Here is a 14,096-nt window from a genome sequence, read left to right on the forward strand (position 1 = left end):
CTCCCGAAGAAACGAATTCCCTTCGGAAGATGAGAACAGAGAACGAATCTTCGCAAAAAAAAGAGAGAGCGCTCTCGCGCTCTCTCCTGTTCCATCTCAGTTGTATCGCTTGCCGCAGCTTATTTAGCCCTCGTGTGGGATAAGCTTACTGAACAGCCGTTACGTTGACTGCCTGCGGTCCTCTGTTGCCGTCTGCAACTTCAAACGTGACCTTCTGGCCGTCCTCAAGGGTCTTGTAGCCCTCAGAGTTGATGCCGGAGAAGTGAACGAAGATCTCGCTCTTATCAGCATCGTCCGTGATGAAACCATAACCCTTCGTTGCGTTGAACCACTTAACTGTTCCGTTGTGCATTTTCTGCCTCCATGAAATAAAAAATAATCCGTAATCCCCCGGGGCAACAAAGCGCGCCACAACTCGACCATGGATGGAACTGCATGATCTCCGCCGTCGCGCGTATCCGTGTCCACTCAAATCACAATGTAACTATAGCAAACATTATGATGCGTGTCAATGCACTTTTTGGCTTTTTCTGTATTGTTTTCACATTTTTCCGGCGGCCGTTTGTTAAAAATTGTACAATTTCACGGACAATAGTCTGTCAAATCACCGCCGCACAGCAACAACTCAACCGCAAGCTGGTCGCTTAAACGCCCGGATTTGTAGGCGCTTTCCAAATTTGCCGCGCGCCGCTCGGCCGCAACGAGACCGCCGAGGGACTGCTGCCGCCCCATTTGCAGCAGTTTCCGCACCAGCCACTGCGGCTGTGCGCTGAGCTCCGCAATCTCCTTTTCCCGCTTGCCTTCCGCCGCAAAGGCTTTGACAAGACGCAATTGGCGGTATTGCCGACTCAACATAGAGAGAATGCGCCCGGGTGGCTCTTTGAGCGACAAGAGGTCGCTGTAAAGTGCAAGTGCCTGCGCGGTCTTCCGTTCACAGCTCGCCGCAATCATATCGAAGATGCGGTTTTCCACCGAGACCGAAGCAATTGCCGTGACATCCTCCCGCGTGACCACTTCCCGTTCGCCGAGATAGGCAATCAGCTTCTCGAGCTCTCCGCTGAGCGCTTCCATGTCTCCGCCGACCTGGGATAAAAAGCGCTCCAAAACCGACTCCTGAATTTTCTTGCCGCTCCGCAGCAGATAGCGCGCGGCCCAGAGCTTTAAATCCCGCTCGGAGGGATGTTCGCATTCGACCACCGCTCCGTGCTTTTGAAGCGCCTTATAAAGCCTGCCGCGCTTATCCACCGCGCGCTCGGAGAAGACCAGGAGCGTGCTCTCGGGCAAAGCCGGGATATAATCCGCGAGCTTATCCGCACTCCTTTGAAAGAGTCCGCTCTCCTCGACAAAGACGAGACGCCGCTCCGCAAAGAAGGGCAGGGTATCCGCCGCAGCAATGATGTTGTCTTCGCTCGCCGCCTCTTCCTGAAGCAGGCTCGCATTCATACCGTCTGTCCTGAACCGAGAAAAAAAACGGGCCTTATAATTCCTGCGGAGATAGCTTTCCTCTCCGCAAAGAAGATAGGCCCGCGAGAGCGCACCGCTTTTCAGTGCGCTCTCAAGTTCTGCTGTACTCACTTTTTCTTATGGAAGGAACCGTAGCTGTGTCCCGCCTGCATCGTAACACCGCGTGCCGCAGCCATTTCACTCACGGTGACCAGCTGATAGCCGCGCTTCGTGAGCTCCGGAATTAAGCGCTCCGCAGCCGCCGCACTCTGCGCATAGATGCTGTGCATGAGGATGATGTCGCCGTCCTTCACCTGGCTCAGAACAACATTGACCGTGTTATCCGCATTCTTTGTCTTCCAGTCCAGGGTATCGATATCCCAGAGGGTCGCCGAATAGCCCATTGCCGCAAGCGTGGGACGCGCCTGACCGCCGAGCGAACCGTAGGGCGGGCGTACCAGCGTCGCAGTCTGGCCGGTTGCCTCCTTGATGGCGCGATTGGTCTTCTCAATGGATTCTCTCACCGCAGCGCCGCTGAGCTTTGCGAGGTTCTCGTGCGCCCAACTGTGGTTGCCGAGTTCCATGCCGTCCTGTGCCATGCGCTGCACGGTCTTCTGATAGCGCGGAACCAAGTTTCCGACCATGAAGAAGGTTGCGCGGCCGCCGTTTGCCTCAAGTGCCGAGAGTATCTGTGCATCGTACTTGCTCGGTCCGTCGTCAAAGGTCAGAGCGATCATGGGGCGGTTCGGGTCCACCTGCCGCACCGTTGCCGGTGCCACTTCCGCGGGCGTCTCACCCTTCTTGACCACCGCAATGCGCACGCCGTCAATGTGGGTTCCCACGCCGACCTTGCCCGCGTCCTGACCGTTCGTAACCCAGTCGAGCCACTGGCCGTTCACCTGTGCCTTGGTGTATACATCGTAGGAAGACGCAAGTTCTCCGTTCAGCCAGACGCGCACCCCCTCGAGCGGAGCTGTTCCGCCCTCCACGCCTGCAACCGCACCGTTTTCCTTGACGCCGGTCCAACCGCTGCCGCTCACATTGACCTGGTACTTAATGGTCCCCGACATTCCGGACGGCTGCTCTCTGAGCGCCGCGCGAAATGCCGTCGGGTAGGTCCCCGTGCGGCTCAGGTAGTGATTGTCCTCGGTCCAACCGGTCCAACCCTGTCCCTTGTACTCCATCTCATAGGCGAGGACAACCTTGCCTTCTTCCGCGTGAACCGGTGCGGTGAGATCTCCCGAAACATTGCTCATACCAAGCGCCATTGCAAACGAAAGTGCCACTGCAGCAATGCGCCGAAAAATAGTCTGTCTTATCATAGCTTTCTCTTCTGCCTCCTCTTCTTAAATATTTCCCCCGTTTTGCCTGAGAAGCACAAAATGCCACGCAACGAAACGCAAGTCTTCGCGCATGGTAAGCTCCATTATAACACGTTTCTCTTCCATAACCACCCCTAAAGCGCAAAAGTTTCGACGGAATGCGCTCTTGCCCGCCTCCCCGGTAAATGTTAGAATGAGAAAAAATACAGACCAGCTATATTTGGAAAGGAGTCCTATGGCCAACGAGGAGCAGAGAAATCCGAATCCGGGTGAAGAAAAGAAACCGGGCAATGTGGTTCTCTTCTATATTATCCCCTTTCTCCTCATCAATCTCCTGATCTTTTTCTTGGTGACCCTGCGTCCCAAGTTTAAGCTTCATATTGAGGAGTCTTCCGATTTTCGCACGGCGGAAATCCAAGTGGAGATGCACCCGCGCCTGCCGCTCGCCGCATTTGAGGTCAAGTTGGATGATGCACCGCTGAATCTCGAGAATCTCGGCGGGGGCCACTATAAGGCCTCGGTCGATAAAAACGGAACTCTGGAAGTCACGGTTCGCTACATCAACGGCATGCACCGCACCCAGTACGAGCACATAGGCTCCGTGGATGACCAGCCGCCGCTGATTTCGGGTGATGAGCTCGACGGCAATATGTTAACCGTAAGCTTTGACGATCCGCAGTCCGGCATTAACTACGACTCCATCTATGCCATGGATGCCGATGAGGAGCGTGTTCTTCCGAGCAGCATCGATGAGAGCGAGAACAAAGCCGTGTTCCAGGTTTTGACCTCTCGCCTGGAAGTCCATGTGTCCGATAAGCTGGGCCACGAGGCGGTCGCGAACTTCACCGAGCTCGATGCGATGGGGAACGGCGGCGACAACAGCCACGAGTACCACACCTACGGCACGGATGATAAGACCAAGGAAACCACTGCCGAGGAAGAGAGTTCCGCAGAAAAGAACAGCGGTAAAAGCGGTAAAACGCAGAAAAAGACGAGCAGCGCGTCAACAACCGCTGCCGCAAGTTCCAAGGCAAAAGAGACTTCCGCTGCCGCTAAGACCACAGCCGCAAGCTCTAAGGCAAAGGAGACCTCGGCTGCCGCTAAGACCACGGCAGCAAGTTCCAAGGCAAAGGAGACTTCCGCTGCCGCTAAGACCACGGCGGCAAGCTCCAAGGCAAAGGAGACTTCCGCTACCGCCAAGACCACGGCAGCAAGTTCCAAAGCAAAGGAGACTTCCGCTGCCGCCAAGACCACGGCAGCAAGCTCCAAGGCAAAGGAGACTTCCGCTGCAAAGACGAGCAGCAAGGCGAACGCAGTGAATAACAGCGGTGCACCCGCGCCCGGCGAGACCATTTCCGGCGGAAAAAGCGGGCCCTCCGCAACGCGCGAGAGCAAAAAGAGCGGATCTACCGCAGCCATTCAGACGGTAGAACCTCTGAATCCTTGAGTAACCTCGGTTTTCAACAGAAAAAAGCTCGAATCCGAACGGATTCGAGCTTTTTTTGATTTCCGCTTTGCAAGCACGGGAAAGCAAAATTCAGAAAATTCCCTGCCACAGATTGCCGAGCGCGCTCAGCAAGAGGTTATTCCGGTAGAGGAAATACACCCAGGGACTTCCTTCAACCTGCCCCAGTATGCCGCTGCCGATCGGCGTATACTGAAAAAGATTCAGGATGAGGAAGCCGAGCCAGAGGAAAAAGAGTCCCTCCGCCAAGCCGAGTGCGGCTCCCGCGATTTGATTCATGCCGTGAATCACGGGAAGCGAGGTAAATAAATTCAAAAACCGGAATACACAGTAAAGCAACATGCGAAACAGGAGGAAGAGCAGGGTGAAGCCGAGGTAATTGAGGAGCGTTCTCCCCAAAAAATCCGCGGCATACTGCTGAAACCCCGTCGCGCCGACCGCCTGCCAGGCTTCCGAGGTGTTGTTTTCGCGGAGGCCCTGCTTAAAATTATCCGGTATGGGCAGATTTTCAATGACGCGATCCTGCCCCGCGCTGTCTGCGGTCTGGCGATCCGTCACCGTATCCAAGCCTATTTTTTCGGTAATGTACTGCTCTGCAGCCGCCTGCATCCCCGTGTTTTTTGCCAAAAAGCTCGCCGTGCTCGGGAGCGCAACCCGAGCAAACAGCGTCGTCAGAATCAAGGCAAGGGCACTCACCGTGAGACGCAGAAAGCCTCTCCGGTGACCGTCCAGGGTCATTCCGAGCAAAAACAGAGCGATTAAGAGCGTGAACCAATTCCGGTCGAGCCAGGCTGTGACTTGTACCGCCATCAGCCTAAGAAATCCTCTTCTTTCAGGATTAAGAGACCGTCCTTATTATAGCGCTTCGAGAAGAGTCCGCTGAGCCTTCTTCCGAGCGGCGGTCTCTCCGCGTGATCTGCCGCCTCTTCGATTAAAATTTCCGCATTCTTTCGCGTGAGGCTCACACCGTCTTCCTGTAACAATTCAATTCTCTCATAGAGCGCATTCATGCTCTTTCCGGTCATGACGCAGTCTATGTTCCGCGCATATGCGGCGGCGTAATTCGCGAAGGCATCCTTCGTCAGGAGTTCATTCTCCTTGGCCCGCCGTCTCTCGGCATCGAGTTTCGCCCTGTCCTCGGCACGCGGCACCGCCCGCTGCGCGGGACGCTGCACCCCTGCTTCCGCGCGCGCCGCCGGAACTGTCTCCGGCTCGCGGACAATGATTTCTTCCGCCACGCGGTTCAAAAGTTCTTCCGCGCGCCGTGCCTCTTCTTCCTTTCGCCGCGCTTCCTCTTCTCTTTCGGCCGCAGCTTTCGCTTCCGCCGCTGCTTTTGCTTCCGCCGCAACGGCCGCGGCTTCCGCAGCCTTCCGCGCGTTCTCGGCGGCTTCGCGCTCGGCGAGGCGTCTTGCCTCTTCCTCCGCGCGCCGCGCCTCTTCTTCCTTGCGCCGCGCTTCTTTTGCTTCGAGGGCGGTCTTAACCGCCTCTTCCCGGAGTCGCGCCTCCGCCTCACGGAACTTTGCCTCCGCGGCAAAGTAAGCCTTTACATCCTCCCGCTTATCCGCGGTGTGGAAAACCGTCTCGACCTCCGGATGCGAAGCGCGAAGTCTGGTGAGCTGCAACGGGTTGTCAATGAGAAGGACGGTGCGCATACCGCCGTCGGCCGCAATGAGCTGAATCAGCTCGCTGAGGCTCACATCGCTTAAATCGCCTGCCTCCTCAATGATAAGGTCCCGCCCCGCAGTCTTCTCCGCCGAATTTCGAACACCGTAGACATTGAGGCGCTCTGCCTTTACCTTGGCCGCCGGACGCTTAAAGCCGGTCACGGCCTGCGCCTCCTTGAGGCGCTCCACCGCAGACTGTAAGCCCTCCTCGGGCGTTCTGCCTTCGATCAGCGCATTGAAGGAGCCCGGCGTGCGCAGCAGTTTGGGCTGCTTCGGCACTTCCCGTCTCAGCTCCGCGCTCTCTTCGGAAGCCTCGCTCTCTGACGCTTCCGCGGACTGCTGCTCCGCAGCGGAGATTTCTGCCGCGGGCTGCTGATTCGCAGCGACCGCTTCTTCCGCAGGTTGTTTATTCGCAGCAACCGCTTCTTCCGCAGCCTGTTTCGTCGCGGCGGTCGTCTCTTCCGCGGGACGCTGTTCCGCAACATCCGCGGTTTCCGCGGACTTTGCTTCGCTCGCTTTTTCTTCCGTTCCCGCAGCTCTCACAGCCTCTGCCGCTTCCGCCTTCGGCGCTTCCTGCGCTTCCGCAGCGACTGCGGGCTTTGCTGCCGCAGCTTCCGGGCTTTCCTTGGCCGTCTCTTCGAGCTCAGGCTTTTTTGCCGCCTCGATTACACTCTTTTTAATCTGTTCGGCTTCTTTGTCCTGCTCAATCCGACGCAGTGCCGCCTCTTCGCGTGCGAGCTGCTCTCTTCTCTCCTGTGCCGGGAGCTTCGGCAACACCTTGGTCTCGTCGAGTTTTGCCTCGCGCTGCCGGATGGCCTCCTCGGTCTCGGCCGCGCGTGCTTCGGCGCGCAGCTTTGCGGCCTCGCTCTCTTCCTCATAGCGCAGGCGATCCACCATGAGCTGTTCCGTTCCCGGGAACTCGGAGGACTCGTTGCGCTCTCCGCTCGAGACCACATAGTCTCTCGAGAGACGGGCGCTCTCCTCACGATAACGCTGCTCCACGCTGCGCGCATCCTCCTCTGCGGACGGAAGCGCACTCTCCCGAAGCTCTGTCGCTGTCTCGCGCAACGGTTCTTGCACGGTCTCGGTACTTACCGACGTTGTTGCGACTTTTGCTCTTACACCGTTCCGCTTCTCCTCTTCCAAACGACGGAGGTGCGCATCGATCTCCGCATCGATATCGTTCTGCGCGGGTGCTTCCTGCGGCTTGGCCGCTTCGGTCCAGGAGGGGATTCCCGTCGAAGCCGCAGCCGGCGTCTGAAACGTGGGAACATTGCGATAGCGCTCTTCGCTCGGCGCAGCCTGCTGAAGCGGCGCCGGATCATAACTCTCTTCCGGCTGCACAAAAGCCGCAGGCTGTGTAAACGCTGCGGGCTGCGCAAACGCTGTCGGCTGCGTCACATACTGTTCCGCAAGTGCGGGCGCCGGTTCCATCCCGTACGGCTCTGCCGCGGTCTGATACGGCATCTGCGTACCGTACTCTGTCGCCATCATGGGTTGCTGCGCATAGGGTGTCGTGAGCGGTGCCGGTTCGCGCACCGCATTCTGACGCGGCGCGGTGGGCTGATAGTAAATTTCGCCCTGCAGAATGCTCTGCTGATACTCGTTGAGCGGCTCCCCTTCTCCCTCGGCCTTTAGGCGCAGGGCTTTTTGCACCCACTCGCCGGTGCCGAAAAGTATGGTAATGCGGTCGCAGAGGTCCAGGCAGGCTTCCCGCATGCCGGCTCTGTGGTAGAGTTCCGCGAGTTCGTACATCCACTCATCGGAGAGTTCCTCGTTCACATACTCCTCAAGCGGCGGCATGAGCTGCTGCGGCTGCGCGCCCTTCGCTTTGAGGATCAGATAGCGAAGCAGCTTTTGGCGCGTATCCTGCGGCGCAAGTCTCTGAAACTCCTCAAAGCACTCCTCCGCCTCATCAATGCTGTTCACCTTCAGGGCCAGCTGCGTCAGCTTAAAGAGCAGCCCCCTTCCCATCGGGGTGCGCTCGACCGCCAGAAGCAGAATATCCTTTGCCTCCGCATACATCCCGACCTTTTCATATATCTCGGAGACCTGCGTCAGGAGACTTACATTTGACACGCGCCTCCAGTCAATTTTGTCGGCGATTTTCACCGCCGTCTGATAGTCGCCAAGCCCCGCCTGCTTTCGCATCTGCTCTACTTTTACGTTCAGTTCGTGCTTGTCCATCCGCTTCCTTTCCGCCTCTCTATAGCTCCGTTCTTCCTTCCAAGGCACGCAAGAGCGTGACCTCATCGATATATTCCAAATCGCCGCCCACCGGCACGCCGCTCGCAATTCTGGAGACCTTAATGCCCGTCGGCTTGACCAACTTCGCAATGTACATCGCAGTGGTTTCGCCCTCCAGACTCGGATTGGTCGCGATGATGACCTCTTCCACATCGCCCTCCAGGCGGCGCATCAGCTCTTTCAGCTTGATGTCCGAGGGCCCGATGCCGAGCATCGGGGAAATGGCACCGTGCAACACATGGTAGACGCCTTCGTATTTTCCTGTTTTCTCATAGGCGGCGAGATCTCTCGTGTTCTCTACCACCATAATCTGTCTGTGATTGCGCTTGGTACTCTTACAGATGGGGCACAGATCCTCATCCGTCAGCGTAAAACATTCCTTGCAATAGCGCACATTCTGCCGCGCGCTTCGGATGGCGTCGGTCAGAGACTCGACGCGCTCCGTCGGCATGTTGATGATATGAAACGCAAGGCGCTGCGCGGACTTTCTTCCGACTCCCGGCAGCGCGGACAGCTCTTCCATGAGCCTTGTGATTTGTTTGCCGTAGTAGTCCATTGAAAACCTGTTTAGAAGGAAAGGCCGCCGGTCAGCTTGCCCATCATCTGCTGGTTTTCGGTCTCAGCCATGCGAAGCGCCTCATTGACCGCCGCCTTGATGAGATCCTCAAGCATCTCGACATCGTCCGGATCCACCGCATCCTTGTCCAGCGTAATCTTGCTGACTTCTCTGCCGCCGACCACCGTGACGCGCACCGCGCCGCCGCCGGCCGTCGCCTCGAATTCCTTGCTCTCGAAGGCCTTTGCCTGCTCCTCCATCTGCTTCTGCATCTTCTGGAGTTGCTTCATCATGTTATTTGCGTTGCCGGGCATACCGTTAAATCTTGCCATCTCTCTTCTCCTCTTCTCTCAGGTTTTGCGCCGCAGCGCTTAGTTTTCCCGCTCAATCGGGAAGTGAATTTGTTCCCGTAACTCTTCATCCGTGATGCGATAACTCCGCGCCGCCGTTCCGCCGCGCACATACTTGGTGCCGAGTGAAAACGTCCGCCCGTAGCGTGCGGTCAGGCAGTCTTCCAAGGCCTTGAGCCCGCCGCTCTGAAAGCTCTTTTCGGTGATTTCATCCGGACAGCAGAGGGTCAGCTTTCCGCCCTCCTCCGCCACGAGTTCACAGCGGTGCAACATGGGCCCGTAAATGCCGCCGAGGCTCTCTGCGATGCTGCCGAGCTCTCCGCGGATTTTCATAAAGTCCTCATAGGCCGCGCGCGGCAGGGCAACTTCCTCGGCGGCTGTCTCCGCCGCTTCCGGCACTTCGGCCTGCGGCTCGGCTTCCGCCGTCACCGCGACCGTCTGCACCACACCCCGTTTCCCGAGTTCCTGTATCCGCTTCTCCAGACGCGCAATGCGGCTGAGAAGCGCATCGCCGTCCGTATCCATCTCCGGCTCCGAGAGCCGAATCAGCGAGAGTTCCGTGAGCGTTCGCTTATCCGAGGCATAGCGCAGCTGCTGGGCGAGTTCCGATTGCACGCGAATCGCACGAAGCAGCGCCGCCTTGTTCGCCTGTTCGGCATCCGCCCGGAGCTGCTTGAGGCGCTCTCCGGCGCAGTCCACCAAGCCGTCCGCGCGCCGCGGTCTTTAAGACCAGCAGGTTTCTGAGATACCAGAGGAAGTCCGCATTGAACTGTCCGAGCTCACGCCCTTCCAAAAAGGCGCGGTTCAGAATTTCAAGCGCCTCCCCCGCCCGGCCGCGAAGCAGTGCGCGAAACAGCCCGGAAAAGACCGAGACATCCACGGCGCCGAGTATATTCAGCACCGCCTCGTAGCGTATCTCTCCGTCCGGACAAAAGGCCACGCACTCATCGAGCAGACTCAGGGCGTCTCGCATGGCACCGTCCGCCTGGGTCGCAATGTAACGCAGGGCTTCCGCTTCCGCCTGTATCCCTTCGGCCGTCGCAAGTTCCCGCAAGCGCTCCGCAATGGTATCCGCCGTGATGCGGCGAAAATCGTAGCGCTGGCAGCGGGACAGGACGGTGACCGGTATTTTACTCTGCTCCGTCGTCGCCAGAATGAAAATCACGTAGGGCGGCGGTTCTTCCAAGGTCTTTAAGAGCGCGTTGAAAGCGCCGCTCGAGAGCATGTGCACCTCGTCGATGATAAAGACCCGGTATTTTCCGGCGGTCGGCGGGTACTGCACCTGCTCCTTGATATCTCGGATGTTGTCGACGCCGTTATTCGATGCCGCATCGATCTCCTGCACGTTCATGGAGCTCTCCGAGAGTATAGCCCGGCAGGATGCGCAGACACCGCAGGGGTTGCCCCGCTCCGGCTGCTCGCAGTTCACGGCGCGCGCCATAATCTTTGCGACACTCGTCTTACCCGTGCCCCTGGTCCCGCAGAAGAGATAGGCGTGTCCCACACGCCCGCTCTCAACCTGGTTGCGGAGTGCCGTGCAGACGGCATCCTGCCCCTTTACCTCATCGAAGTTTTGGGGTCTCCACTTGCGATAGAGTGCGACATACGCCATCTCAGCGGTCTCCGAACGAGAGGCCCAGGAGCCGCGCCTCTTCGACAATCGAAGAATTCGGATCCACAACCTTTAACTTGCCGGCCGACTCCTCGAGCGGAATGCTCGTAATTTCATTGTTCCGAATCACGACCATCTGCCCGAACTTGCCGTCGTAAATCAGCTTTGCCGCGCGCGCGCCGAGACGCGTGGACAGCACGCGGTCATAGGGGTTCGGCGCGCCGCCGCGCTGGGTGTGTCCCGGCACGGTCACGCGCACTTCCTGGCCGGTGAGCGCCTCGATTTCCGCGCCGATCTCATAGGCAACCGAGGGATAGCGCCGCGCCGCAAGCTTGGTCTTTCTCTCCTTCTTGCTGAGGGCCGCGGTCTCCTTCGAGATTGCACCCTCCGCGACCACGATAATCGAGAAACGGCTGCCCGCTTTCTGTCTCTTCTGAAGCGCCTCGATGACGGCGTGAATGTCGTAGGGAATTTCCGGAATCAGGATGATATCCGCGCCGCCCGCGATGCCCGCGTAGAGCGTGAGCCAACCCACCTTGTGTCCCATGACCTCGACAATAAAGACTCTGCCGTGCGATGCCGCCGTGGTGTGAATGCAGTCAATCGCATTGGACGCGATTTCAATGGCACTCTGAAAACCGAAGGTCTCATCCGTGCCGTAGAGATCGTTGTCTATGGTCTTCGGCAGGGAGACAATGTTGAGTCCCTCCTCGCGCAGCAGGTTTGCCGTCTTCTGGCTTCCGTTTCCGCCGAGCACACAGAGGCAGTCAAGCCCCAGCTTCCGGTAGGTCGCCTTCATGAGTTCCACCTTATTGTTTCCGTTTTCATCCGGCACGGTCATCTGCTTGAACGGCTGCCGGCTGGTGCCGAGCAGGGTGCCGCCCCGCGTGAGTATGCCCGAAAAATCATTCTTTAACAACAGACGGTAGTCCTCATACATGAGGCCGCGGTAACCGTCCCGAAAGCCGACAATGTCCACGCTCTCGTACAGATTGTAAAGCGCCTTCGCAATGCCGCGCATGGTCGCATTCAACGCCTGGCAATCGCCGCCGCTGGTCAGCATACCGACGCGAATTCTGCCGCCCTTTTTCTCTGTTTTTGCCTTCTCCGACTTCTCTCTCTCTAACTTTTCTTTTTCTGCCATATCCGACTCCTCTTACCGCTTGCGTATGCACCTCAAAACGCCGCATACTTGTCAAAAGTATACGACAGATTCGGCCATATCACAAGAAAGCCAAAAACAAAAAAAGACGGCTCTGCCGTCTCTCTCTGTCAAGTCAAAAACAAGCCGCACATCCCGCTTTGAACGGGAGCCATGAACGTTACCGCGGCAGCCAGCTCGGCGACGGCGATCCCGCATCGCCCGTACGCATTTGCTTAGTGCTGCTGCATTCCTGCCCTGACACGGTTCACAAAGGTACGCCGCGCAGGGGCCCTCGCGTCTACGCCGCTTATCGCGGGCTGCTTCACAGCTCTGCACGCCCGAGGCGGGATATCACCCCTGCTATGGCGGACTGCAGGTGCAGGGAACCGCCGTCTCCCCGGCTGTGCGGACTTTCAGTATACGAGAGCCACCTGCGCTTTGTCAAGCGGACAGCGCCCGCTTCCGCGCTTCAAAAGTACTCGGTCTCGCGGCAAATCACGGCCTGATAGAGTAAGAAAACCATGAAGAAGAACTCCCCGTTCAAAAGTTCCGCATAGGCGTAGGGCGGCTCCGCCCCCTGTAACACCACCTCTTTTCCGAGCACGCAGAACAGCGCAATCAGCGCGAGTTTCAGCGTGAGCGAAGGTCTTCTCTCTTTCTGCCCGAGCCGGAACATGGCATAAAGGCTCATGAGCAACAAAATCCCGTTCAACAGGAAGTTATGCGTCGCAAAACTGCGCGCACTGCCGCTCACATACTGGACAGCACACTCAAGTAGCAGAAGAAGCTGATAGAAGCTCGCATAGCCGACAAAGATACGCTGAAAATACCGCTCCGCCCGCTCCATGAGACCTCTCCTTTACCGTATAACACACTTTTCTCCCGCATTAAGTATAGTATAGTTCTTGGAGTTTTGCAATCTCATTCGCGGTGTTTTGTAGTTTTAGGCTGATATTGTCTGGGAATTCAGTCTTCTTGTTCCGTTTTTCCCGCTTCATTCGCGCTCTCTGTCTGTGCGACGCGTTTTTTCTCCCGCAATGTGCGAAAGAAATCCCGCATGAGATCCGCACACGTTTCACCGAGGAGACCGGCTTCCACAGCGGCTTGATGATTAAAGCGCGGCTCGTTAAGCAGATTCAGCACCGACCCTGCGCAGCCTGCCTTGGGATTCGAGGCCCCGTAGACCACCCGCGGAATACGCGCCTGCACAATGGCCCCCGCGCACATGGGACAGGGTTCCAGCGTCACATAGAGCGTGCAGTCCTCAAGCCGCCAGTCTCCCGCCTTTTTGCAGGCCTTTCGTATGGCAAAGAGCTCCGCGTGCGCAAGCGTCTGCTTATCCGTCATACGACGGTTATAGCCCCGCGCGATGATTTTTCCCTCGCGCGCAATCACACAGCCGATCGGCGTCTCGCCGAGTGCCTCCGCTTTTCCGGCCTCCCGAATTGCGGCCCGCATCAACTGTTCATCCGTCATTTCGCTTCCTGCTCTCCTTATGTTATACTAGATGAAACGCGGCTCAAAACCCGCGTTGCAACCGGAAGGTTTATTTTAACACAGCGAGGAAAGCATATGCAGAGAATTCTGGTTTGTGACGATGACCACGAAATCGTCGAGGCAATCAGCATCTACCTCACCGGCGAGGGCTTTAAAGTTCTTCCCGCCTACGACGGCGCGGAGGCGCTGGAAATTATGGAGGAGACGCCGGTCGATCTCCTGATTGTCGATGTCATGATGCCCGGACTGGACGGCATCCGGACCACCAGACAGGTCCGAGAGAAGAGCTCCATCCCGATTATCATTCTCTCGGCCAAATCCGAAGACAATGATAAGATTTTGGGCCTGAACATCGGTGCGGACGACTATCTCACCAAGCCCTTCAATCCCTTGGAACTCGTGGCGCGCGTCAAGAGCCAGCTCCGCCGCTATACGGAGCTCGGCAACGTGGACAGCCGCGACAATCAGCACCTCTACTCGGTCGGAGATCTGGTGATCAACGATGAGACCAAGGAAGTTCAGGTCGGCGGCAATGCCGTCAAACTCACGCCGATTGAGTACAACATCCTCCTGCTGCTCGTCAAGAACGCGGGCAAGGTGTTCTCGATCGATGAGATCTACGAGAAAATTTGGAACGAGGAGGCCATCGGCGCGGATAACACCGTTGCCGTCCACATCCGCCACATTCGCGAAAAGATTGAAATCAATCCGAAGGAGCCGCGCTACTTAAAGGTTGTCTGGGGCGTCGGCTATAAGGTGGAAAAGAAGCCATGAAATCGGACGCCCAGGCAGAAAA

Annotated in this window: 12 protein-coding genes, 1 other RNA gene and 1 pseudogene; 2 read left to right on the forward strand and 12 right to left on the reverse strand. The window is 57.6% G+C overall.

Annotated features, from left to right (window positions below):
* Positions 1–145: 145 nt before the first annotated feature.
* The 3 genes from QU660_RS08835 to QU660_RS08845 all read right to left on the reverse strand — a co-directional run bounded on the left by QU660_RS08835 (position 146) and on the right by QU660_RS08845 (position 2,765).
* Positions 146–352 carry a cold-shock protein gene (locus QU660_RS08835; RefSeq protein ID WP_009533861.1) on the reverse strand — a complete coding sequence of 69 codons (207 nt, stop codon included), beginning with the start codon at positions 350–352 and terminating at the stop codon, positions 146–148.
* Between the two features lie 230 nt (positions 353–582).
* On the reverse strand, positions 583–1,575 hold the full coding sequence (gene holA / locus QU660_RS08840; protein ID WP_304946151.1) for a DNA polymerase III subunit delta: 993 nt from the start codon (positions 1,573–1,575) through the stop codon (positions 583–585).
* A complete protein-coding gene (locus tag QU660_RS08845; RefSeq protein WP_304946152.1) occupies positions 1,572–2,765 on the reverse strand; it encodes a polysaccharide deacetylase family protein in 1,194 nt (397 codons plus the stop codon). The genes holA and QU660_RS08845 overlap by 4 nt, the downstream gene beginning before the upstream one ends.
* A 235-nt stretch (positions 2,766–3,000) precedes the next feature.
* On the opposite strand from QU660_RS08845, the gene QU660_RS08850 reads away from it, so the two are divergent.
* Positions 3,001–4,212, forward strand: a complete 1,212-nt coding sequence (locus tag QU660_RS08850) for a hypothetical protein (protein WP_304946153.1) — start codon at positions 3,001–3,003, stop codon at positions 4,210–4,212.
* A gap of 90 nt (positions 4,213–4,302) precedes the next feature.
* On the opposite strand, the gene QU660_RS08855 is transcribed toward QU660_RS08850, so the two are convergent.
* The 9 genes and pseudogenes from QU660_RS08855 to tadA all read right to left on the reverse strand — a co-directional run bounded on the left by QU660_RS08855 (position 4,303) and on the right by tadA (position 13,279).
* Complete coding sequence (locus QU660_RS08855; RefSeq protein ID WP_304946154.1) at positions 4,303–5,040, reverse strand: CvpA family protein; 738 nt, start codon at positions 5,038–5,040, stop codon at positions 4,303–4,305.
* The gene (locus QU660_RS08860; protein WP_304946155.1) at positions 5,040–8,081 is read right to left on the reverse strand and encodes a tetratricopeptide repeat protein; all 3,042 of its coding nucleotides are present in this window, start codon (positions 8,079–8,081) and stop codon (positions 5,040–5,042) included. The genes QU660_RS08855 and QU660_RS08860 overlap by 1 nt, the downstream gene beginning before the upstream one ends.
* A 19-nt stretch (positions 8,082–8,100) precedes the next feature.
* Positions 8,101–8,697: a recombination mediator RecR gene (gene recR, locus QU660_RS08865; protein ID WP_304946156.1), complete on the reverse strand. Its 597-nt coding sequence runs from the start codon at positions 8,695–8,697 to the stop codon at positions 8,101–8,103.
* An 11-nt stretch (positions 8,698–8,708) separates the two neighbouring features.
* On the reverse strand, positions 8,709–9,029 hold the full coding sequence (locus QU660_RS08870) for a YbaB/EbfC family nucleoid-associated protein (protein ID WP_304946157.1): 321 nt from the start codon (positions 9,027–9,029) through the stop codon (positions 8,709–8,711).
* A 39-nt stretch (positions 9,030–9,068) separates the two neighbouring features.
* Positions 9,069–10,659: pseudogene (dnaX, locus tag QU660_RS08880) on the reverse strand (DNA polymerase III subunit gamma/tau).
* A gap of 1 nt (position 10,660) precedes the next feature.
* A complete protein-coding gene (locus QU660_RS08885; RefSeq protein WP_304947247.1) occupies positions 10,661–11,722 on the reverse strand; it encodes a 6-phosphofructokinase in 1,062 nt (353 codons plus the stop codon).
* Positions 11,723–11,947: 225 nt separating this feature from the next.
* An RNA gene (gene ffs, locus QU660_RS08890) (signal recognition particle sRNA large type) lies at positions 11,948–12,212 on the reverse strand.
* Positions 12,213–12,272: 60 nt separating this feature from the next.
* Positions 12,273–12,650, reverse strand: coding sequence for a hypothetical protein (locus tag QU660_RS08895; RefSeq protein WP_304946160.1), 378 nt, complete (start codon positions 12,648–12,650; stop codon positions 12,273–12,275).
* A gap of 119 nt (positions 12,651–12,769) precedes the next feature.
* A complete protein-coding gene (gene tadA / locus QU660_RS08900) occupies positions 12,770–13,279 on the reverse strand; it encodes a tRNA adenosine(34) deaminase TadA (protein ID WP_304946161.1) in 510 nt (169 codons plus the stop codon).
* A 96-nt stretch (positions 13,280–13,375) separates the two neighbouring features.
* On the opposite strand from tadA, the gene QU660_RS08905 reads away from it, so the two are divergent.
* Entirely contained in the window at positions 13,376–14,074 is a 699-nt protein-coding gene (locus QU660_RS08905) for a response regulator transcription factor (protein WP_304946162.1), read from the forward strand.
* The last annotated feature ends 22 nt before the right edge of the window (positions 14,075–14,096 follow it).

This window comes from Stomatobaculum sp. F0698 (genome assembly GCF_030644385.1).
GTDB lineage: Bacteria > Bacillota > Clostridia > Lachnospirales > Lachnospiraceae > Moryella.